The organism is Nostoc sp. (assembly GCF_036919495.1).
In the GTDB taxonomy this organism is placed as follows: domain Bacteria; phylum Cyanobacteriota; class Cyanobacteriia; order Cyanobacteriales; family Nostocaceae; genus Nostoc.
Genome location: NZ_JBALBZ010000197.1, coordinates 1 through 23,120, shown reverse-complemented (window position 1 = coordinate 23,120; position 23,120 = coordinate 1). Strand labels below are relative to the sequence as shown.

The 23,120-nt window shown below is 40.8% G+C and carries 20 protein-coding genes; 12 read left to right on the top strand and 8 right to left on the bottom strand.

What is annotated here, in order from left to right:
* Window positions 1–965 precede the first annotated feature (965 nt).
* Window positions 966–2,705: a diflavin flavoprotein gene (locus V7K25_RS27685; protein ID WP_335162572.1), complete on the top strand. Its 1,740-nt coding sequence runs from the start codon at window positions 966–968 to the stop codon at window positions 2,703–2,705.
* Between the two features lie 177 nt (window positions 2,706–2,882).
* Entirely contained in the window at window positions 2,883–4,595 is a 1,713-nt protein-coding gene (locus V7K25_RS27680) for a diflavin flavoprotein (RefSeq protein WP_335162570.1), read from the top strand.
* Between the two features lie 216 nt (window positions 4,596–4,811).
* Here the strand turns inward: V7K25_RS27680 and V7K25_RS27675 are convergent, their stop codons facing one another.
* On the bottom strand, window positions 4,812–5,051 hold the full coding sequence (locus V7K25_RS27675; protein ID WP_335162568.1) for a hypothetical protein: 240 nt from the start codon (window positions 5,049–5,051) through the stop codon (window positions 4,812–4,814).
* A 239-nt stretch (window positions 5,052–5,290) separates the two neighbouring features.
* Between V7K25_RS27675 and V7K25_RS27670 the strand changes: the two genes are divergently transcribed.
* The 4 genes from V7K25_RS27670 (at window position 5,291) to V7K25_RS27655 (ending at window position 7,567) form a co-directional block, all read left to right on the top strand.
* The gene (locus V7K25_RS27670; RefSeq protein WP_335162566.1) at window positions 5,291–6,463 is read left to right on the top strand and encodes a TIGR03032 family protein; all 1,173 of its coding nucleotides are present in this window, start codon (window positions 5,291–5,293) and stop codon (window positions 6,461–6,463) included.
* Between the two features lie 22 nt (window positions 6,464–6,485).
* On the top strand, window positions 6,486–6,731 hold the full coding sequence (locus V7K25_RS27665) for an integrin alpha (RefSeq protein WP_335162563.1): 246 nt from the start codon (window positions 6,486–6,488) through the stop codon (window positions 6,729–6,731).
* 5 nt (window positions 6,732–6,736) lie between these two features.
* Entirely contained in the window at window positions 6,737–6,874 is a 138-nt protein-coding gene (locus V7K25_RS27660; RefSeq protein ID WP_335162561.1) for a hypothetical protein, read from the top strand.
* Between the two features lie 507 nt (window positions 6,875–7,381).
* Window positions 7,382–7,567: a hypothetical protein gene (locus V7K25_RS27655; RefSeq protein WP_118168672.1), complete on the top strand. Its 186-nt coding sequence runs from the start codon at window positions 7,382–7,384 to the stop codon at window positions 7,565–7,567.
* A gap of 20 nt (window positions 7,568–7,587) precedes the next feature.
* On the opposite strand, the gene V7K25_RS27650 is transcribed toward V7K25_RS27655, so the two are convergent.
* Window positions 7,588–8,880, bottom strand: coding sequence for a dicarboxylate/amino acid:cation symporter (locus V7K25_RS27650; protein WP_335162558.1), 1,293 nt, complete (start codon window positions 8,878–8,880; stop codon window positions 7,588–7,590).
* A 193-nt stretch (window positions 8,881–9,073) separates the two neighbouring features.
* Between V7K25_RS27650 and V7K25_RS27645 the strand changes: the two genes are divergently transcribed.
* Together V7K25_RS27645 and V7K25_RS27640 are read left to right on the top strand one after the other, a co-directional pair.
* Window positions 9,074–11,704 (top strand): DNA polymerase III subunit alpha, encoded by a 2,631-nt coding sequence (locus tag V7K25_RS27645; protein WP_335162556.1) that lies wholly within the window; start codon window positions 9,074–9,076, stop codon window positions 11,702–11,704.
* A 122-nt stretch (window positions 11,705–11,826) separates the two neighbouring features.
* Window positions 11,827–13,068 (top strand): acetate kinase, encoded by a 1,242-nt coding sequence (locus V7K25_RS27640; protein ID WP_335162554.1) that lies wholly within the window; start codon window positions 11,827–11,829, stop codon window positions 13,066–13,068.
* A gap of 48 nt (window positions 13,069–13,116) precedes the next feature.
* Here the strand turns inward: V7K25_RS27640 and V7K25_RS27635 are convergent, their stop codons facing one another.
* From V7K25_RS27635 to V7K25_RS27625, 3 genes are all read right to left on the bottom strand, one after another.
* Window positions 13,117–14,067 (bottom strand): hypothetical protein, encoded by a 951-nt coding sequence (locus V7K25_RS27635; RefSeq protein ID WP_335162552.1) that lies wholly within the window; start codon window positions 14,065–14,067, stop codon window positions 13,117–13,119.
* Complete coding sequence (locus V7K25_RS27630; protein ID WP_335162550.1) at window positions 14,067–14,942, bottom strand: hypothetical protein; 876 nt, start codon at window positions 14,940–14,942, stop codon at window positions 14,067–14,069. The genes V7K25_RS27635 and V7K25_RS27630 overlap by 1 nt, the downstream gene beginning before the upstream one ends.
* Before the next feature lie 139 nt (window positions 14,943–15,081).
* On the bottom strand, window positions 15,082–15,522 hold the full coding sequence (locus V7K25_RS27625; protein ID WP_335162549.1) for a hypothetical protein: 441 nt from the start codon (window positions 15,520–15,522) through the stop codon (window positions 15,082–15,084).
* Between the two features lie 479 nt (window positions 15,523–16,001).
* On the opposite strand from V7K25_RS27625, the gene V7K25_RS27620 reads away from it, so the two are divergent.
* The 4 genes from V7K25_RS27620 (at window position 16,002) to ftsH3 (ending at window position 20,050) form a co-directional block, all read left to right on the top strand.
* Complete coding sequence (locus tag V7K25_RS27620; RefSeq protein ID WP_335162547.1) at window positions 16,002–16,787, top strand: hypothetical protein; 786 nt, start codon at window positions 16,002–16,004, stop codon at window positions 16,785–16,787.
* A gap of 94 nt (window positions 16,788–16,881) precedes the next feature.
* On the top strand, window positions 16,882–17,301 hold the full coding sequence (locus V7K25_RS27615; RefSeq protein ID WP_335162545.1) for a GNAT family N-acetyltransferase: 420 nt from the start codon (window positions 16,882–16,884) through the stop codon (window positions 17,299–17,301).
* On the top strand, window positions 17,301–18,095 hold the full coding sequence (locus tag V7K25_RS27610; RefSeq protein WP_335162543.1) for an aminotransferase class IV: 795 nt from the start codon (window positions 17,301–17,303) through the stop codon (window positions 18,093–18,095). The genes V7K25_RS27615 and V7K25_RS27610 overlap by 1 nt, the downstream gene beginning before the upstream one ends.
* Window positions 18,096–18,208: 113 nt before the next feature.
* A complete protein-coding gene (gene ftsH3 / locus V7K25_RS27605; protein WP_265272326.1) occupies window positions 18,209–20,050 on the top strand; it encodes an ATP-dependent zinc metalloprotease FtsH3 in 1,842 nt (613 codons plus the stop codon).
* 567 nt (window positions 20,051–20,617) lie between these two features.
* On the opposite strand, the gene V7K25_RS27600 is transcribed toward ftsH3, so the two are convergent.
* The 3 genes from V7K25_RS27600 to V7K25_RS27590 form a co-directional block, all read right to left on the bottom strand.
* Window positions 20,618–20,836 carry a hypothetical protein gene (locus tag V7K25_RS27600; protein WP_100902982.1) on the bottom strand — a complete coding sequence of 73 codons (219 nt, stop codon included), beginning with the start codon at window positions 20,834–20,836 and terminating at the stop codon, window positions 20,618–20,620.
* Window positions 20,837–21,234: 398 nt separating this feature from the next.
* Window positions 21,235–22,416 (bottom strand): low temperature requirement protein A, encoded by a 1,182-nt coding sequence (locus V7K25_RS27595; RefSeq protein ID WP_335162541.1) that lies wholly within the window; start codon window positions 22,414–22,416, stop codon window positions 21,235–21,237.
* Between the two features lie 439 nt (window positions 22,417–22,855).
* Window positions 22,856–22,990: a hypothetical protein gene (locus V7K25_RS27590; protein ID WP_335162539.1), complete on the bottom strand. Its 135-nt coding sequence runs from the start codon at window positions 22,988–22,990 to the stop codon at window positions 22,856–22,858.
* Window positions 22,991–23,120 lie beyond the last annotated feature (130 nt).

The following is a 23,120-nucleotide window of genomic DNA, read 5'->3' as shown; positions in this document are numbered from 1 at the left end:
GACACTATTAACCTGCATAGGTAAATTTATTAGATAGCTAAAAGTTGTAACTTTCAGTTATGACAATAAGAATTTATTGCTGTTGTCCTAATTAATGTTTAAAGTCCATGATAAAGGACTGTATCATTAAATTTATTAGATCATTCGTATGGTTACAGAGATTTATCGAAACTTTAAAAATGATTTTTACGCTAGTTTGCATTTGAATGCTCAGGAAAAGGTATACAAGCCTAGTTTCTTTTTCTCATACTCGTATCTAGATATTTGTCTTGCTTATTTCCATAAAAATATTTCTTTTCTCCTCTTTACATAAAGTTTATATTTCCCATGAGGATATTTTGGTTAGAACAAAAATCTATTCGATATCCATTAGGAAAAATAGTGCTAACAGATTATTCGATGCGGGATGTAAACAAAATTTATCTTACTTTTCTTACTTTTCTTACTTTTCTTACTTTTCCTACTTTTCCTACCTTTCCTACCTTTCCTACTTTTCCTGCTTAATAATAAAGGGCTTCAAAAAAAGTAACTTTTGATGATCGAGAGATAAATCTATTCTCTTAATAGCTCGATTTTGTGACATATCAATATTTTATACCACAATTAAAAAATATATTTTTGAACCCTGTTAGTTCCTTGGTATGCATACGTTATCTCAAAAAAAAGGTTACAATAAAAGTTCTGGGTGTGTTCTTATAACTTTTAATATAATAGACACGTAATCAAGACAAATCTTTTTGAATTACGATAAAATCAAACAAATAGCAAAATCAAATACTCAGTAAACTCTGAAGAATAAATTAATAATTAGTAGATTTTTTGAGTCATAATTTTTGCTAAAAAACAGCAATAATTGATACAAGTTAAATTTTTCAAAAACTGATATTCATTACAACTTAAGCAAAAAATAATAGGGACAATGTAGGCAGAAGAAAAACCTGTTAATTTGCGCTCGGAGACGAATAATGGTAGCGATGTCTACGACAGGCAATGCCCACGCAGAGAACGTTCAACATCGGCTAACTATACAAACTGTAGAAATTGCCCCTAACACAACGGCGATTCGCTCTCTTGATTGGGATCGCGATCGCTTCGATATCGAATTCGGACTGCAAAACGGCACAACCTACAATTCATATCTAATTAGGGGTGAACAAACAGTTTTGATTGATACTTCTCATCAGAAGTTTCGCGATCTGTATTTAGAGACTCTAAAAAGTCTTGTCAACCCCAAAACAATTGATTACATAATTGTCAGCCACACAGAGCCAGACCATAGCGGCTTGGTGGAAGATGTTCTTCAGTTAGCTCCTAGAGCTACCGTTTTAGCATCAAAAGTTGCGCTTCAGTTTTTGGAAGGCTTAGTCCACGATCCATTTTCTAAGCGAGTTGTCAAAACTGGCGATCGCATAGATATCGGCAAAGGACACGAAATGGAATTCGTGAGTGCGCCTAACCTGCACTGGCCGGATACAATCTTTAGCTTTGACCGCAAAACCCAAATTCTCTACACCTGTGATGCTTTTGGGATGCATTTTTGTGACGATCGCACCTTCGATGAAGATTTAGAAGCGATCGAAGCTGACTTTAGATTTTACTACGACTGCTTGATGGGCCCTAACGCTCGTTCGCTGCTGAATGCAATGAAGCGGATGGGCGATCTTGGGAAGATTAATATTATCGCCAACGGTCACGGGCCATTATTATACCACCATTTAGATGTTCTAACAGGGTGCTACGAAAATTGGAGCCAAAAGCAAGCTAAAGCAGAAACAACCGTCGGCTTGTTTTTTGTCTCAGATTACGGCTATGGCGAACGCCTTGGTCACGCAATTGCCGAAGGTATACTGAAAACAGGCATTGGGGTAGAAGTACTGGATCTGAGTACTGCTGAGAGCCAAGAAATTCAAGAACTAGCCGGGAGAGCAGCTGGCATTATTATTGGTATGCCTCCGACTACTTCTGCTGCCGCCCAAGCTAGTATCAGTTCAGTGCTAGCTGTCGCCAAGAACAAACAATTGATTGGGCTGTTTGAATGTTACGGTGGGGATGATGAACCCATTGATACACTCCGCAGACAATTTCTCAACTCTAGCATCAAAGAAGCTTTCCCACCCATTCGCATTAAAGAGGTTCCCACCGCATCAACATTCCAGTTGTGTGAAGAAGCGGGTAAAGACATTGGACAATTGCTGGTGCGCGATCGCAACATCAAGCAAATCAAGTCCCTTGATGTCAACATGGAAAAGGCATTGGGCCGGATTAGCAGTGGACTTTATATAGTCACTACTAAAAAAGATAATGCCTCAAGTGCAATGCTGGCATCCTGGGTAACGCAAGCGAGTTTGCAACCCTTAGGATTGACAATTGCCGTTGCCAAAGACCGCGCCATTGATTCCTTAATGCAAGTAGGCGATCGCTTCGTCCTCAACGTTTTGGAAGAAGGCAATTATCAAGAACTCAAAAAGCACTTCCTCAAGCGCTTGCATCCTGGTGCTGATCGCTTTGCTGGGGTAAAAACTCAAACCGCGAAAAACGGTTCTCCAATTCTAACTGATGCTCTGGCATACATGGAATGTCAAATACAGAGCAGCATGGAATGCAGCGACCACTGGATTTTATATTGCAGCGTCCAAGAAGGTCGTGTCTCCAAAAACGATGGATTGACAGCCGTTCGCCATCGCAAAGTAGGTAATTACTACTAAAAAAGAGCGAATGGGGAGTGGGGAGTAGGGAGTAGGAAATAAAGTACGCGGGGGAGCTTATGAGCAGAGGAGAACTTGTACAAATCTTTGCTCATTTCCCATTCTCCATTCCCCATTCCCCATTTCCCATTTCCCATTTCCCACTCCCCACTCCCCACTCCCTATTCACCAACAGCTATGACCAATTCCAAGCCACGCGACGTACAAGTTCTACCAATTGCTACAAATACTAAGGCGATCAAAGCACGTAGTTGGTCACGTCTGCGGTTTGAAATTGAATACGCACTTGAAAGAGGTACTACCTCCAACTGCTATTTAATTGAAGCTGATAAAACCGCACTTATTGATCCACCGCCAGAAAGCTTTACCGAAATTTATTTAGAGACATTGCGGCAGACTTTAGATTTGCAAAGTTTGGATTATATAATCCTGGGTCATTTTAGCCCCAATCGAGTTGCAACCCTCAAAGCAATTTTAGAACTGGCACCACAGGTAACTTTTGTCTGTTCTCTTCCCGGTGCGAACAATTTGCGTGCTGCTTTCCTAGATCAGGATTTGAAAGTCTTGGTGATGCGGGGGAAAGAAACTCTGGATTTAGGCAAGGGTCATGTTTTAAAATTCTTACCCACTCCTAGTCCACGTTGGCCAGAAGGACTTTGTACCTACGATCAGCAAACCCAAATTCTCTACACAGATAAGTTATTTGCAACTCATCTCTGTGGTGATGAAGTGTTTGATGATAACTGGGAAGCGCTTAAAGAAGACCAGCGTTACTACTTTAACTGCCTGATGGCTCCCCAAACTCCTCATGTGCAAGCAGCTTTGGAGAAAATATCAGATTTGCAGGTGAGAATGTATGCTGTCGGTCACGGGCCTTTAGTACGCACTGGCTTAATTGAACTTACCAAAGCTTATGGAGAGTGGAGCCGTTCTCACAACGATCGCGAGATTTCTGTTGCCTTACTTTACGCTTCAGCTTACGGCAATACGGCGACTTTAGCACAAGCGATCGCTCTGGGACTAACTAAAGGTGGAGTCGCAGTCAAATCGATTAACTGCGAATTTGCTACCCCTGATGAAATTCGCATCAACCTAGCACAGTCAGAGGGTTTTATCATTGGTTCTCCTACCATCGGTGGTCATGCGCCAACTCCTATTCATACTGCTTTAGGGATTGTGCTATCAAGCGGTGACAACAGTAAACTCGCTGGGGTTTTTGGTTCCTACGGCTGGAGTGGCGAAGCCTTTGACTTAATTGAAGGTAAACTCCGAGATGCTGGATATCGCTTTGGCTTTGACACCTTGAAGGTGAAGTTTAAACCTGATGATGTCACTCTCAAGTTCTGTGAGGAACTAGGTACAGACTTTGCCCAAGCACTGAAAAAGGCTAAAAAGGTACGCGTACCACAACAAGCTGCTACTCCAGTGGAACAGGCTGTTGGTCGGATTGTTGGTTCTGTCTGCGTGGTGACAGCGAAACTTGGAGAAGTGTCTACCGCAATGTTAGGCGCTTGGGTTTCTCAAGCCACCTTTAACCCACCTGGACTAACTGTGGCGATTGCCAAAGATCGAGCGATCGAATCTTTAATGTATCCAGGCGGTAAGTTTGCTTTAAATATTCTACCTGAAGGCAATCATCAAGATTACATGAAGCATTTCCGTAAATCTTTCGCGCCTGGGGAAGACCGATTTGCCAACTTTAGTACAGCAGTTGCAGATAACGGCTGTACCGTCCTCACCGACGCACTTGCATATTTAGAATGTTCAGTCAATCAACGTCTGGAATGTGGCGACCATTGGGTTGTGTATGCAACTGTGGATGAAGGTAAATTACTCAAGCCTGATGCTGTTACTGCCATTAACCATCGTAAAACCGGCACTCATTATTAGTTAGATAGTGAGAAATTTAACTTAGGGGAAGCGCTTTAGCTTAAATATAGGCAAAGCGTTTTATGACACAAATTCTCTGTTTTATTGGGGGATGGGCAAGATGTCCATCTCATTTTTTTGTCAAGATGCAGAGTCCGCCCAAAAGAATTTTAGTTATTAGACATCTCCATAAATAAAATATGCGTTAGTCAGAACCCTTGTTTTGACGTAGTACTGCTACGTCAAAACAATTCTTTTTCGGAGATGTCTATTGACTAAGTACAGCATTTCATTAATTCGTAGCGAATTAAATTTGGCAATACCCTGCAATGCCAATGCATCGATTGACAATGCCAATGCATCGACTGACAATGCCAATGCATCGACTGACAATGCCAATGCATCGACTGACAATGCCAATGCATCGACTAACAATGCCAATGCATCGACTGACAACGCTAATGCGTCCCCTTGCATTAAAAACGCTACGATTTTACGCAAACCGGTACTAAGCTATTTATCTTTAAACAGATATTGTAAGTTTGAGATTACACACGATATACTTTTATATTACAAAACCATCTATTGTTTTAAAAGGACTCCAACAATACTCTGGTAGATTCCTCAAATGAGGAACCACTGGGTAGGAAATGTGTTGAGTGCGATCGCAATAAAGCAGATGACGGAAACGCTGTTGCTGGTGTATTACCTAACTTATGTCCAAGAGTAGGAGCATCATCATACTCTGCGGCAAAATTATCACTAATCGAACACCAGAGTTATCAAGGAGTCAAAGCCAAGTGAATCCTAATGACAGCAACATTAACAAACCATCTCTCGAAATCAATGCTTCTCGCCAGTTTACCCCTTGGCTGTATGAGCAAAACCTGAGTTTGTCCTTCACGACTTATCAAGCGGGCAAGTTATTCTTCATCGGCTTGCAACCAAACGGCAAATTATCTGTATTTGAACGTAGCTTTGAGCGGTGCATGGGGTTGTATGCCAATGGCAACAGCCTCTACATGAGTTCCCTGTACCAACTGTGGCGATTTGAAAACATCATCCAACCCGGACAAAATCACCAAAGCTACGATGCTCTGTATTTGCCTCAGATGAGTTATGTGACGGGAGATTTGGATATTCACGACATCGCTTTGAGGAGAGCAGAAGAAAAAGATTTAAAATCACAAAAATTAGTATTTGTCAATACCTTATTTAGTTGTTTAGCAACAGCCAGCGAAACCCACAGTTTTGTTCCCTTGTGGAAGCCAAACTTTATCAGCAAGCTAGCGGCGGAAGATCGATGTCACCTGAATGGGTTGGCAATGCAACAAGGAAAACCTAAATACGTCACCGCCGTCAGTCAGTCAGATGTAGCAGAAGGCTGGCGGGAGCATCGGGCAAATGGCGGCTGTGTCATTGACGTAGAAAGCAATGAAATCGTATTGCGTGGATTATCCATGCCCCACTCCCCGCGCTGGCATCAAGAAAAACTCTGGTTGCTCAACTCAGGCGCGGGAGAGTTTGGCTTTGTCGATTTAAAGCGGGGAGTGTTTGAACCAGTCGCTTTCTGTCCGGGATATCTGCGCGGTTGTGCATTTCATGGCGACTTTGCAGTAGTGGGAATTTCTCAACCCAGGCATAACAAGACCTTTAGCGGCTTGCTCCTAGACGATAAATTGCAACAAAAAAACGTTGAGCCTCGCTGTGGGTTACTAGTGATTGACCTAAGAAGCGGCGATATTGTCCATTCCTTGCGAATGGAGGGGGTAGTGCTGGAATTGTACGACGTGGTAGCACTTTTGGGGGTACGTCGTCCAATGGCGATCGGGTTTCGCAGCGACGAAATTCGCCGGGTGGTAACGGTGGGATCGGATCAAAATTTATAATAATTTAGAGGAATCAAGAGCAATGGCACTTAATCCAGCAGCTTTCAACCTTTCTGACCTTGATGGCAACAATGGTTTTGCGATCGCTGGCTCTGACCTGGGGTACTCCAGCACTACTGGCGCAGATATCAACAACGACGGCATCGACGACCTGATTATCGGGACACCCTTTCTCCGCAGTCCTGAGAAGATATCCGGGAGCTATTGTCTTCGCTGCTGGAAAAGGATACTGATATTATTACCGACTTCTGCAAGAGCAACGATTTGATTGGCTTGTCTGGTGATCTGACCTTCAATCAACTAAGTTTCGCTGGTAACAACATCATAGTGACTGCTACTGATGAAATCTTGGCAACGCTAACTGGCATTAGTACTACAACACTCACTACCGCTAATTTCACTATTCTCTAATATCAAGGGTCGCAAGACCTTACTACCCTTAAAATCCAATAATTACTATATAACCAGCCTGATGATCAAATTGACTATAAATCCACAGTTAGTAACAGAAACTACAAGTCTTTTATAAGCTATAATTCGACGCCTCAATGCCACACTACCCGATTTACTAATAAACTACTGAGTTAAGATTTTGGATGGTAATGCGATCGCTTCTAAAAATCTTTGTAACAGATGAATTGACTGTAGTGGCGTAGATTTGTACGCTTTTAATCAAGGTTGTACCACGAATATTGTGAAATGGTATGACTTGTCACGGGATGGGAAATCAGAAAAATGGTGTGTGCAATTTCAGTATTAAAGCGGAAACAACATAAACTTATTTACTGAAATTCCGCAATTGCCACCAGGACAACTGCAAAAACGCAGTGTAGCCTTTAACTAGAAAAACAGCATCAGGCAATTGTTAAACAAAATGCCAACTCTCACAACTAAACTTTTATAATATTTGTTGTTCTTATGACTCCAAATCCAAAACACACCAAAATTCAATTTCCCCTTTGGCAGTATCTAAATCAGCCTTTATTTAGTCAGGATACTAAATTAGTATTGAATCCCCAACGCTTTGCATTAATCTGGCGTCTTCGACTTCTAGAACGGTGCTGGGCTAAAGAATGTGATGCCAAAGGGCCTCAACAGCATTAGATATCTCAAAAGCCGTAAAACTAAGCCTCGTCTAAAGAACGAGGCTTTTTGCCATCAAGTAAAGCACTGACAGTCATATCTCCCATAACATTAATTGCAGTGCGGCAGCGATCCAGAAACCAGTCTACAGTAACTAGCAAAGCAATGTATTGGGTAGGTAAGCCTACAGAAGTAAACACCAGTGTCATCGTTACCAGTCCAGCATTGGGAATATTCGCTGCACCTACAGATGCAAAAATTGAGGTAAGGATGACAATCAACTGCTGTCCCAGACTCAGATGTTGCCCAATCAGTTGGGAAATATACAACGCAGACATTGCTTCATAGAGGGCAGTGCCATCATTATTGAAATTTGCCCCTACTAATGACCCCAAGGCAGCAGAAGATTCCCTTAAACCGACTTTTGTTTGCAAAACCTCGAAGGTTATGGGCATTGCCGCCGCAGAGGAAGAAGTTGAGAAAGCTGTCAAAAAGGCATCAGAACCGCCAGCTAAGAATTTTAACGGGTGTACCCAAGAACCAAATTTTACTCTGGTGAGGTAGTAGCACGCCTGCAATGCTAGTGCTAACAGCACCGCCACGATAAATGCACCCAAAGATTTAAACGGTGCAAATCCCTGCATAGCAATAGTTTTAGCAACAATCCCAAAGACTGCGAACGGCACTAATGCAATTACCCAGTTGAGGATGCGGACTACTGCTTCAAATAAAATCCCGATGACATCCTCTATAGGCTGGTATCCATTCTTGTTTTGAGCAATTTGTTCAGATTTTAATGCCCGCAAAACGATGCCAAAACTCAGGGCAATCACAATTAGTTGAATTACATTATTATCAACTAATGGCTTCAGGACAGCTTCCGGTACAGCATCTTTGAGTATTCCCCAAGGATCAAGACTCTGAGTAGTTATTTCTGTAGTTGTTGAGGTCGCTACATTGCCCCAAGTCCCCGGACGTAGCACATTTGCTACGAAAAGCCCGATTAAAATAGCTACAGTAGTGTTAGTTAAAAGTAGTACTGCTAACCGCCGTCCGGCTGTACCGGGGATATTCGTAGTCATTAAGGTGTGCAGCACCGCTACCAAAATCAGGGGGGTAGCTAGGGCGCGGAGAGCCTTTAGCACCAACTCGGCCGGAATTGCTAAATTGTTGATTAAGGTGGCATTGCTGGGATTGGGATTCCCCGCACCAAGGGCAATTCCAACGGTGACTGCGACTACTAGGGCGATGAGAATTTGCAATGTGAGAGGGATACGCTGCCACCAAGGGCTAGCTTTGGTTTTAGCCGAAGTAGTACTCTCTGTTTGACTCATTAGTTAGATGCTGATTAACTGCTGTAACTATTAAAACAACACTTATGACAGTGATAATTTCGGAAAAATAACAGCTTTAATTTTAGGTAAAAACTGTTAATCTAAGATTCCGTTGCTTTGCAAAATCTAGCTCGAAAGGGTATACCACAAGGTAGGCCCCTAGAGATATCTTGGCTTGTGGTTGGAGATGCTTATGTCCTTTGTGCCTTTACATATTCATAGTGACTACAGTTTACTTGATGGAGCAAGTCAGCTACCAGAGTTGGTAGATCAAGCGATCGCACTGGGGATGAAAGCGATCGCTCTTACCGATCATGGTGTCATGTATGGAGCCGTTGAACTGATCAAAATCTGCCGTAGTCAAAATATTAAGCCGATAATCGGCAATGAAATGTATGTAATTAACGGCGATATTGAAAAACAAGAACGCCGTCCCAAATATCACCAAGTCGTTTTAGCTAAAAATACTAAAGGTTACAAAAATTTAGTCAAATTAACTACTATTTCTCACCTCAAAGGTGTTCAAGGTAAAGGAATATTTTCTCGTCCTTGTATTAATAAAGATTTACTAAAACAATATCATGAAGGCTTGATTGTCACCAGCGCTTGTTTAGGTGGAGAAATTCCCCAAGCGATTCTCAGTAATAGACCAGATGCAGCCCGAAAAGTTGCTCAGTGGTATAAAGATGTATTTGGTGATGATTATTATCTAGAAATTCAAGACCACGGTTCCCAAGAAGACCGGATTGTAAATGTTGAAATCGTCAAAATTGCACGAGAACTAGGGATTAAAATTGTTGCTACCAATGATTCGCATTTTATTTCTTGTTTTGACGTTGAAGCTCACGACGCGTTGCTATGTATTCAAACTGGCAAACTAATTATTGAAGATAAGCGGATGCGTTATAGCGGCACAGAGTATCTCAAATCTGGCGAGGAGATGCAACAGCTATTTCGTGACCATTTGCCGGATGATGTAATTGCCGAAGCGATCGCTACCACTGAAGAAGTAGCCGATAAAGTCGAGCCTTACCATATCATGGGTGAGCCTCAAATTCCTACACCCCCAATTCCCTCTGGTCATACTGCTGACACTTACGCCGAAGATGTTGCATGGAGTGGACTTTTAGAACGCTTAAATCGCAAATCTCGCCCAGAAGTTGATTCCGTCTATAAAGAAAGATTGGAATACGAACTAAAAATGATTCAGCAGATGGGTTTTTCCAAATACTTTTTAGTTGTATGGGACTACATCAAATTTGCTAGAGATAATAACATTCCTGTAGGGCCAGGTCGGGGTTCTGCGGCTGGTTCATTAGTTGCCTATGCGATGCGAATTACTAATATTGACCCTGTACATCATGGGCTACTATTTGAACGTTTTCTAAACCCAGAACGTAAATCAATGCCTGATATTGATACAGATTTCTGTATTGAACAACGGGATAAAGTCATTGAATATGTAACAGAAAAATATGGTGCAGATAGAGTTGCTCAAATTATTACTTTTAACCGCCTAACTTCTAAAGCCGTTTTAAAAGATGTCGCCAGAGTATTAAATATTCCCTACGGGGAAGCTGACAAAATGGCGAAATTAATTCCTGTAGTGCGGGGGAAACCAACTAAACTCAAGGTGATGGTTTCCGATAAAACTCCAGAACCAGAGTTTAAAGAGAAATATGATAAAGAACCCCATGTTCGACATTGGCTTGATATGGCGATGCGAATTGAAGGAACTAACAAAACTTTTGGTGTTCATGCAGCAGGTGTGGTAATTTCTGCCGATCCACTTGATGAAATTGTCCCACTACAGAAGAATAATGACGGTTCGGTGATTACCCAGTATTTCATGGAAGACTTGGAATCAATGGGTTTATTGAAAATGGATTTCCTGGGTTTACGGAACCTAACGCTAATTCAAAAGACCGTTGATTTGATTCAAGAAACGAGAGGATATCGGGTTGATCCTGATGAAATTCCCCGCCAGGAAAGGAAAGCCCAGAAGATATTAGCAAAAGGTGAACATAGTAGTCTACCTAAAGATGTACAAAAGACTTATGAATTATTAGAAGCAGGTGAGTTAGAAGGAATATTTCAATTAGAATCTTCTGGGATGCGTCAGATAGTGCGAGATTTGAAACCTTCTAATATAGAAGATATTTCTTCAATTTTGGCACTTTATCGACCCGGGCCATTAGATGCGGGACTGATTCCTAAATTTATTAACCGCAAACATGGTCGAGAAAACATTGATTATCAACACACCGTTCTGGAACCAATATTAGACGAAACCTATGGAATTATGGTCTATCAAGAGCAAATCATGAAAATTGCTCAGGATATGGCGGGATATTCTTTAGGACAAGCTGACTTGCTGCGTCGGGCGATGGGTAAAAAGAAAGTTTCTGAGATGCAAAAGCAGCGAGAAAAATTCGTCGATGGCGCAGCTAAAAATGGCGTTCAGAAAAAAGTTGCGGATGAATTATTTGAGCAAATGTTAAAGTTTGCTGAATATTGTTTAAGCTATGACACGGAAATATTGACAGTAGAATATGGATTGTTGCCGATTGGAGAAATTGTAGAAAAACGCATTGAATGTACTGTGTACAGCGTTGATAATAATGGAAATATTTACACCCAACCTGTAGCACAGTGGCACGATCGCGGACAACAAGAGGTGTTTGAGTATTGTTTGGAAGATGGTTCATTGATTCGGGCAACAAAAGACCATAAATTTATGACTGTTGATGGTCAAATGTTGCCAATTGATGAAATATTTGAACGAGAATTGGATTTGATGCGGGTTGAGAATTTGCCGAACTAGCATAGATTCAACAAATTTTAGCGCTGGAAACACACCTTTGCTACATATTATGTCTATAGGGTAGAAGCATAAGGTTACACTTAGTGACACGATCAAAGGAGATCGTGTTTTTATGTTGTTATATGAAAATATTGGTGCTGAATGCCGGATCGAGCAGCCAAAAGAGTTGTCTGTATGAAATTGCAGATAATGCTCTCCCCACCCAAGCAGCCCAACCCATTTGGGAAGGAAAAATCAACTGGACTCAAGATCGGGGTGTGGCAGAAATTGATGTGAAAACTGGTACGGGTGCAACACTGCAAGAATCTATCTCTGGTGATTCCCCACAGGCACACCTCACTTATATGCTCAATACACTTAGTGAAGGTGCTACCAAGGTAATCGATCGGTTGTCAGAAATTGATCTGGTGGGGCATCGGATAGTACATGGTGGAGAGGATTATCGAGATAGTGTGGTAATTACCGAGGATGTTAAAAAGGCGATCGCTCGTCTATCTAACCTAGCTCCAGCACATAATCCAGTCGCTTTAGAAGGCATAGAAACAATTGAAAAAATCTTAAAAGATGTCACCCAAATAGCAGTATTTGATACCGGATTTCATGCCACCCTACCCGATGCAGCAGCAATCTATCCCGGCCCTTATGAATGGGTAGAACAAGGAATCCGTCGTTATGGGTTTCATGGTATCAGTCACCAATACTGTTCTCAACGTGCTGCCCAAATTCTCGGTAGAGATGTCCCCCCTGAGCGCTTAATTACCTGTCATCTGGGCAATGGCTGCTCTTTAGCGGCAATTAAAAACGGTTGCAGCATTGATACCACAATGGGATTCACGCCCCTAGAAGGATTGATGATGGGTAGTCGTTCTGGTTCAGTTGATCCAGGGATTCTGATTTATCTGTTGCGTTACTGCGATTACTCCGTCGAAAAGTTGGATCATGTATTAAATAAAGCTTCTGGGTTAAAGGGAATTTCGGGTGTATCTAGCGATATGCGTGAGGTGAGAGAAGCGATGTCTACGACGGGCTATGCCTACGCTCAAGGTAATTCTCGCGCTCAACTGGCATGGGATATCTACGTACATCACTTACGTTCTGGTATAGGTGCAATGCTTACTAGTTTAAGCGGATTAGATGTTTTAGTGTTCACAGCAGGCGTAGGTGAACATTCCCCAGAAATTCGCCAAGCCGCCTGTGAAGCCTTTGGATTTATAGGACTGAAAATAGACCTTGAAAAAAATCAACAGCAGCCTGTTGATGAGGATATTGCCACACCCGATTCAGCAGTACGGGTATTAGTTATTCATACTCAAGAAGATTGGGCGATCGCTGGGCAATGTTGGCAGATTCATTCTCGTGTTTAAATTCACTTGCTCTCAGACCTTTTTAAATTTTTATTTGTTAAATACTCATCATGACAGTAACCGACGTATGATTAATTTCCCAATTTGTGGCCATATAAAAGTTAAAATGTAATCGCCAACTTTTGGTACGTACAGTGATATAAACGGCAATAATAAGGCATTAACATCAATAAATCTATTAGTAGTACCAGCAACAATGCTAGGAATGAGACAAATTAGCGTCCATACCAACCAATCTATAAACTTAGAGTTGATGGAAGCATGTCTTTGAAGTTGATTGACAAGTACATAGCGGGTAGTAGCAAATAGTATAGTGAAGCCTATCCAAGCAAATATCGATAGTATTCCATTTGCTGGATATAAATTGTAGGCTACAAAACCAGCAGGAAATAGCGAAGCTACCTCCCAAACTAGGAGATTTAGCTTAGTACGAAAGCAATTTAGCAGTTGTTCAGTCAGCCAATAGTGAGCCGAGATAATTGTTGAACAGTTAGAATTTTGTATAAAATTCCACTTAATTTTGTGGAATATATCACCATAAATAAGGACGACACTTTGTAAAATAATGTCTTTATTTCCATAAGCATCTGAAGCTAACTCAGACTGCTTATAGTAAGAATTAAAGGTGATTCCAGACTGCAAGCTTGTTTTACACCGTGCAGTTTTACTCAGAAAAAATTTAATAATATTGACTATGACAATAACGTAAAAGAAATTATTAACTTGCTTTTCAGCAATTTCTTTTTGCTTTCCCAACACAACATTATTGCTAAAACAGGCATAGTACCATAGAGGAATTATCAACTTAGGCGGAATGTATAGAGAAACACCACTTTTTTGTGCTTGCTGAATCTGTTCTACAACTATCTCATTTAGGTAAAAGCTAAACTGTGATTCCTCAACCTTCAGTTCAAAGCGATCGCCTTGAGGAACTTGTAGAAATACAGAAAGTGCAATATCAGTTTGGTTATCTATTTTTATTATTATATCAGCGTTCATTATCGAGATAAATTTGCAATATTCTGTACCAAACTAATTAAAAAACTAAATGTTCCACGCCACTGTTTCTCTCCAGAAATCACTCCTTGATTATGTGTATTAATGATTAAGTTTTTAGCATCCTCAGATAAATTAAACAGGTCTTTATGATAACGAGTGATAATATCTCCATCTAACTGCATAACAGTTTGAGCATAAATTATATCAGTATTAGTACTTGCCACGTTACTACTATTGAGTGCAGCTTTCAGTTCATACATTTTACGTAGGGTACGAACAAATTTATCATTCTCTAAAAGCCTTTGAATCTCTTTAAAAGCCTCAATCCAATCATCTTGATTATTTTCATCTTTATTATCAAGAACGGGAGTTGGAGCAGGTAGTATTGGTTTAGCTAGCTTTATGTTTTCTTGATCCGCTTCAACGACATCTGGCTGATGTTTTTTCGCGTATTCAAGCCTCTGACGATATCGTTTTACCCTATCATCTTGAGGATTATAAAAACCTGAACCTTCCTCAAGAAGAAGGTAAAAATATTCTCTTTCAAGCTGGTCAAATAGACTTCTATAACGTTTACGTAGTTCTTCAGCTTCAAGACCTTCATTTGGAATTCCTTTTGCATTAAAGTAATCTGGGTCATGTATAGAATAAATTTCTTGATATGCCTCCCAAGCATTAAACTTTGAAGCATTAATCCTTTCTACAACCATCGTATTTACTTCTAAGGCTGTTATGTCGTCAACTAATGTCTGTACAGACGATACTAAATTATTTAACAAGCCTCTAGCTTGATTTTGAATATGTTGGGGTTTAGCAGCATTTTGGTTTCGAGTCTGAATACTATTTTGGTCTTGCCTTTGAATTTCACTAGACATAGTGTCACCCTCTTATCAGTTCTGGTAAATATTGCCGTAGCCTTGTATTTTTAGGTACTAGTAAATCAAACCTAAATCTAAATATTAGGCTATATTACTGTCGATATTTTAGTTGAAGTGTGTAATTAACAAAGAATGCTTAAAGTTCGGGCTTTTTGGAATATTTCGCAATTCCCATGAAAAATCCATACAACTTTTCTACGCTTTCTATATTCTTCTGAATGATTTCCCGACCGTCTTTAACTTGAGTTAAATGAAATTCTCGAATCTCTTTATAGGGGCCGCTATCGGTAAATTGACTACCAATTTCATTTTGTATATCGCCACTAACAAGATTAATTCGGGTATATATCCGATTGCCTGGTTTGGGAGATCCTATCTCACTTTTTGGCTGATCAGATGACTCTGCCACCCAAGTAGTAATTTTTAAATCAATGACTTCAACGATTACTGTTTTAATAGCATCAATAATTTCGTCAACATTTAGTCCTTTTTTATCAGCATTAAGATTATTAACCATTGTTTTAAAATTACTATCTTTTGTCTGAAGGGATAAATCATTATTTTCTAAGTTGTTCATAGTTACAGTGTCTAGCATAAGATTAAAGAGTTGAAAGGTCTAATTGCGAGCATAACAAAATATTATTTTAAATCCTGTTCTAAAATTTACATAATTTACTTAATAAAACTAAGTAATATCAAAGGATTTTAATAAGTTAAGAACTTGCTGCTCAAGAAAAGTAAAGCAGGATTGATAAGAGCTAATTTCATCTCAAAAAAGAAAATAATCTACTAGATGCTCCGAATAAGTAAGTATAAATTATGCGCTATATTACTTAGGAAATTAAAGTATAATTTAGTACTATACTTTATGTAGGATTTGCATATCTACCTGTTTTCGGTTTTTTTGAGAAAAGATAAGTTTATTCACTATTAGTCTTTGCTAAAGGGTAGGGTAGCACCTTGATGAATATTCTTCTATGATTATATGGCTGGGTAATTTTACAAGAGGTATATTGTATACAATAAGTTACTTATGCCTGGGAAGACAAGGAAAATATGCTGTTGTTACGTAAAGCTATTGCTACACATTTTATAATTTTTGTATGTATTTTAGGAGTTAGCTTGATTCAATTTTCCCAATTGCAAAAACTAATAAATAGCAAGCAATCTGCGTCTTTAGAAAGTTTAGAAAAAGAAATAAAGTCTGAAAAGAGCCGTCTTAAATTTCTCAAAAAAATGCCGATTTTCGGTTATAATAATTTCATTGCAGATTTGGTATATCTCAATTTTCTCCAATATTTCGGAGATGATGAAGTTCGGGATAAAACAGGTTACAGTTTAAGTCCAGAATATTTTGAAATCATCCTAGAACGTGACCCACGATTTTTAGCAGCGTATCGCAGTCTTTCTATCAGTACCTCATTGTATGCTGCTATGCCAGAACGTGCGATCGCATTATCAGAAAAAGGCTTAAAATCACTATCTCCTTCAGTTCCCGAAAAGTCTTATTACGTATGGCGTTATAAAGGAGTTGATGAGTTATTATTTTTAGGCAACGCTAAAGCTGCCGAACAGTCTTTTGCAACAGCGGCAAACTGGGCTAGTAACTTTTTAGATCCAGAAAGTCAGACGATCGCTCATACTTCCCAAAAAACTGCTGAATTTCTGAGTCGTAATCCCAACAGCAAATATGCTCAAATTGCTACCTGGGCAATAGTTTTAAATAATCAAGTTGATGAGAAAACTCAAAAACGCGCAATTAGGGAAATTGAAGGTTTAGGAGGAAAAGTAATTACAACTCCTGAAGGTGCTCATAAAATTGTATTTCCCCCCAAAGATTAAATTATTAGTCATTTTTGTTGCAAATGTCCGTAGCAAATTATATTCACCCAATTTTTTCTAAATTTTCCACACATGATTGAGTAGGTTAACATTGATGTCAATACAATTGGCAGAATCTGACTTTCAAATATTAGGGTGTTTTCCTGTTATCTCCCAGTTGCGCCCTCACCTTGAGCAAGATAAGTTTCTAGAACAAGTTCGATATCAAATAAAAGAAGGATATCAACTTGCATTCTTGGAAATAGAAAAGCAAGCTGTAGCAGTTGCTGGATTTCGCATTTCTACTTGTTTAGCATCGGGAAAGTTTTTATACATTGATGATTTAGTTGTTGATGAACTCAAACGGTCACATAGCTATGGACAACAGCTATTTCAGTGGTTAATTGAATATGCAAGAAATCATGAGTGTAAACACCTGAGTCTTGATTCTGGTGTTCAGCGATTTGCAGCCCACAGGTTTTATCTCATGCAGCGTATGAGCATTACAAGCCATCACTTTTCAATGAAATTGTAGTGACAAATAATATTTATTGGTATGACGGCAAATTAATTCACTCCCAAACCCTAGAATTAGACATTAACGATCCGGGTTTACTTTATGGGGCGACTGTTTTTACAACATTGCGGGTTTATCAGAACTCGCTAGATAGTAATTTAACTAATTGGCAAGCACATTGCGATCGCTTACTTTTCTCAGTACAAACTTTTGGTTGGCAGCAACCAGATTGGAACCGTGTACGTCAAGGCGCTCAACTTGTCCTTGCCCACTTCTCCGTTCTCAGAATTACCCTCTTTCTCGATGGACGGGAGTGGATAACTGGCAGATTATTACCACAAGATTTGATAGAAAAACAAAATAATGGTATTTTGTGCGCTGTTGCAAGTTCGGAATTTTATCGCTCTCTCCCCTCTCATAAAACTGGAAACTATTTGAGTGCTTGGTTAGCAAAAACTAGTGTAGATGCTCAAGAAGCAATATTAGTTGATGCTCAAGGAAATTGGCTAGAAACCAGCACAGGCAACCTTTGGGGATGGTGCGATCGCAGTTGGTACACGCCACCAATAAAGGCCGGAATTTTACCGGGAATTTTGCGATCGCAACTTCTAACCTGGTTGCAAAACCACCAGATGCCAGTGCAGGAAGAACCTTGGAGCGTAGAGTTAGTGCAGGGGTTTGAAGCGATCGCCTACACTAATAGTGTGGTAGAGATTATTCCCATTCATACCGTCCATCAGCCTTCAGGGTCGCTACAATATAATCCCTACCATCACAGTTTTCAGCTAATAAGGGAGCTTTTTTTAGCATGACAGCCACGCCAAATTTGTTATATCTTAAGATAAGTTAACATAATTCTTAATAATCACCTTTGCGATCAGAGACGCTAGGCGACCGCGCGAAAAATACCGGAGGATAGACCTTAGTGAATAAAAGATGGAGAAATGCAGGGCTGTACGCGCTGCTGTTTATTGTCGTAATTGCGCTGGGAACAGCATTTTTTGACAAACAACCCCAAAGTAGAGAGACATGGCGATATAGTCGCTTTATTCAAGAAGTTCAGCAAGGTAGAGTCGAAAAAGTCAGTTTGAGTGCAGATCGCTCCACAGCACTGGTTACACCCAAATATGACCCAGCTAAACGGATTGTTACCTTAGTCAACGATCCAGATTTGATCAATACTTTGACTTCTAAAGGCGTTGATATTTCTGTATTGCCCCAAACCGATGAAGGATTTTGGTTTAAGGCACTAAGCAGCTTATTTTTTCCTGTATTGCTTTTGGTTGGCTTATTCTTCTTGCTACGTCGCGCTCAAAGTGGCCCAGGCAGCCAAGCGATGAACTTTGGTAAATCTAAAGCCAGAGTGCAAATGGAACCACAAACTCAGGTAACATTTGGCGATGTAGCTGGTATTGACCAAGCTAAGTTGGAATTAAATGAAGTTGTAGACTTTCTGAAAAACGCCGATCGCTTTACCGCCGTTGGTGCAAAAATTCCTAAAGGTGTACTGTTAGTTGGCCCTCCTGGTACAGGTAAAACCCTCCTAGCTCGTGCCGTAGCTGGTGAAGCAGGTGTACCTTTCTTCTCAATCTCCGGTTCAGAATTTGTCGAAATGTTCGTCGGTGTGGGTGCATCCCGCGTCCGCGATTTATTTGAACAAGCTAAAACCAATGCTCCTTGTATCGTCTTCATCGATGAAATTGACGCCGTAGGTCGTCAACGGGGTGCAGGTTTAGGTGGTGGTAACGATGAGCGGGAACAAACCCTCAACCAGTTGCTCACAGAAATGGACGGCTTTGAAGGTAATACTGGCATTATCATTATTGCCGCTACCAACCGTCCTGATGTTCTAGATGCAGCCCTATTGCGTCCTGGTCGCTTTGACCGTCAAGTTGTGGTAGACCGTCCCGACTATGCCGGACGCAGCGAAATTCTCAAGGTTCACGCCCGTGGCAAAACCTTGGCGAAAGATGTGGATTTGGATAAAATCGCCCGTCGTACCCCTGGATTTACTGGCGCAGATTTATCCAACCTGCTGAATGAAGCCGCAATTCTAGCAGCCCGCCGGAATTTGACTGAAATTTCGATGGATGAAATCAACGATGCGATCGACCGCGTATTAGCTGGCCCAGAGAAGAAAGACCGGGTAATGAGCGAAAAGCGCAAAACCTTGGTAGCATATCACGAAGCTGGTCACGCCTTAGTTGGTGCTTTAATGCCAGACTACGATCCTGTACAGAAGATTAGCATTATCCCTCGTGGTCGTGCAGGTGGTTTAACTTGGTTTACCCCCAGCGAAGACCGGATGGACACAGGTTTATACAGCCGCGCTTATCTGGAAAATCAGATGGCTGTGGCTTTGGGTGGTCGAATTGCTGAAGAATTAATCTTTGGTGAAGAAGAAGTTACCACTGGTGCTTCTAATGACTTGCAACAAGTAGCGCGGGTTGCGCGTCAGATGATTACTCGATTTGGGATGAGCGATCGCTTAGGCCCAGTCGCTCTTGGTCGTCAGCAAGGTAACATGTTCCTGGGACGAGATATCATGTCAGAGCGTGATTTCTCTGAAGAAACCGCCGCTGCCATCGATGAAGAAGTCCGTAAACTTGTGGATGTAGCCTATACACGCGCTAAAGAAGTGTTGGTGCGTAACCGCCACATTTTAGATCAGATAGCGCAAATGTTGGTTGATAAAGAAACGGTAGACGCTGAAGAGTTGCAAGAAATTCTGTCGAATAACGATGTGACAACTGCTGCCTTTGCCTAATTTAATGAGTAGTTAGGAGTTAAGAATAATTTCTAACTCGTAATTGTCAAAAAAGCCCGGTCTTCATGACCGGGCTTTTAATATGGGGTTATATACCCCGAAGGTTTCGTTATAGAGTTTCAGTATAAATCGCTTGTCTGATGGAGACTACCACTTGAGCATAATCAATTCCGGAAAATTAGAAAAATTTTTTAGATACACCACAATAAAAAAGCTATAACTCTGACTTCAAAAGGAAAAAGATACAATCTAGCTACAATTTAATTAAGTCTGGATGGTAAAAAATCACCCTAGTTTGCTTAAAGCCTTACTAGCTATTTCATGGGCAGATCGAATGGACTGGTTTTTGGGGCTGATATAGCAGCTTAATATGACCCCAATCTATCAGCGCTCGTGTCAGATGGATTTTTAAGCCTGGGAGTCGAGCAATTTTTTTGGTGAAAATCTCCGCCTCTGTTATGAAATTTGGGAAGAAGAAAAAGTCCCCATATTGTTACTGGAGATAAGTTTCCGAATCTTGACATGACTAGCGTTAAAAGTGACCCGATACTCAACCAGTCGCCGATCTTAAACTCTCGATGTCGGTTTCAAAAATAGCCACGCCACAAAGAAGGTAGCGGCTGTGAATATTTGCGTTAAATCCAAAGCAGATAGATAGCCATCCGCAAATGAAGCAATACTGCGATCGGTAATGCCGAATACCCAGGATGACAAGCCAAACAGCCAGATTCCATTTTTGAGATTTCCGACGAATTCCTTAGAGTCTGATGGTTCTTTGTCTTTCATGATCTTCTTTTCTATTGGTGAAAAACTTGATGATTGATGCGAAATACCTGCCATGAAAAATTTCTTCTGACTCCTGACGCTAAATTTACACTTCCTATTAATAATATTAATAAATATTTCACCTACTTGACTTACCTGCCCAAAGGTACATCTCCTAATGATGACATTCCTCTTTTGGTTGTGTCACCTCCATAGATGGCAATGTGTTGAGTTATCAGCTTTACAACCTCAGGTTTGAATACTGAAATTACACAATCTTTAAATAACTATATGAATATTTATTGATGTTTTATTTAAAATCCTCCATAGGATAGATGCCTTACAGCGAGATACTTAGATTTAAATTGCGTGGATACATAGTAGTAGCGCACGGATATGTGCTACTACTACGCTATGAGCTAGATTTCTGGGTTAACCAAGCGGGTAGTGGGACGACTCTGATATAAATCTTGAACGACTTGGACAGCAGAAACTACAGCTACAAGGCCAATGACTACAACAGGTAACAAACCTTTGCCAAAAATAGCGATCACTAGCAGCACAACTGCACCCCCAAGTCGATACTGGGAGCGGACTTTGCAATAACGAATCACCCCAAATCTGTGGAGAAGACTGATAGCTAGAGAGCATAATGCTACTGAAGCGCAAATGAGCCATCGCTGGGAATCGGGTAGTGCTAAAGTTGGCTTACTCAACAAAATTTGTTCTACGCCGACTCCAGCAGCAGCAATCCCAATCACTAGCGGGAAATGGGTGTAGAGCCAGAGATAGACAAGACCAACTTTTCCATGAGTCCGCGCCATCTCAATAGGTTTACCACCCAAGTTATCAAAATAGACCCACCACCAGCTAAAGGCGATAATTAGACCAAACACGCCAGAAATTACAGTTAAAGTATCCCATTTCTGCTCAGAAACACCGTTAACTACTGCAATGATTGCTTCACCCAAGACAATAATCGTAAACAGACCGAAACGTTCTGGTAAGTGGGAGGCGTGGGGAAGTAACCCAGTTTGAAGCTTACGTACTGTTAAGGGTGTAGTAAAATCAATAATGATTCCCAGTGTCCAAAATCCGAACCGCCAAGGGATGGGTACAGATGCTGATATTAACCAAAGCAAGGCTGCGATCGCAAAACCTATAGCATGGCGAGTAGTCAAAGGACGCGCTATAGGGATATGTCTTCCAGCACGGACGTACTCTATTACCAGCACAGCCCGACCGAGAGCATAGGAAATTGCAAAACCAGGGGAACTCTCACCCAAACCGTGGTGGATGTTAATAGCCATCGCTGCTGCTGTCAGCATTTGTATAGCAATCAGCAATCTATGTCCCACATCATCGCTGTCAAAGCGGTTGGCATAAAATGTGGTGCCAATCCATGACCACCAAACTGGTATAAATAGAACTACAAACCCAAATAATCCTGATAGAGAGATATCCTCGTTGAGATTGTGGGCGAGTTGAGAAACTGCAACTACAAAAACCAAATCATAAAACAGTTCCAGCCAAGTGGCGCGTCGTTCTTCTTCACTGTCTTCACCAATGCGTAACCTTGGTGGTTGGAGAAAATTTGCCATAGTGCTAATTACGAATCGCTAATTGTTTTTACCATTAACTGTCATCTATTAGCGAATGGGTAGACGTTTCTGCTTAAATTTGAAGAAATCAGGCTTTAAAAATTGAGGATTAATCACTCTTGAGCAAAAGTATTACAGGCTTCATAAAAGAAAAACCTGTTCATGTAAAAAATTTAATTGTTCTTCAAGCCAGATAAATGACAGTAACGCCATACAGCATACAGGGGTAAGGCAAAGTCTATGTTGGAATTTTATTTGGAACTTTCTTGAGAGAACACTCAATAGATTATTTGCTCTTTGACGTTTAGCCAGTTTTGCTCATACAAACGCTGCCAAGCTTTGCGAATATGTTCAGGCTTAAATAGCTTGCGTTTGCGTACACCGAAGGAGTTGCCGCAGGAATCGCTCCATTCATTTACTAGGGCGATTCGCCTGCTAACTATCCTGTGCTAGTTTGGGATAACGGCTCAAAAATAATTACCTGCACATCTGTTAATTGCGGGAAGACTGATGATATTAGTGGCTTAACATCAGCCCAAACGGTGACATTACAGCGCTTCCGGCTATTGTGCAATATACTTTTCTCCTAGCATCGCTTTCAGCTTTTAGGATGTACCTCATGGTAGAGTCGATGCCCGGTATTATCCGGGGCACCTCTCTGTTAAATCTGGGCGTGCGACTTTCACCGCACCCAGCTTCCGATG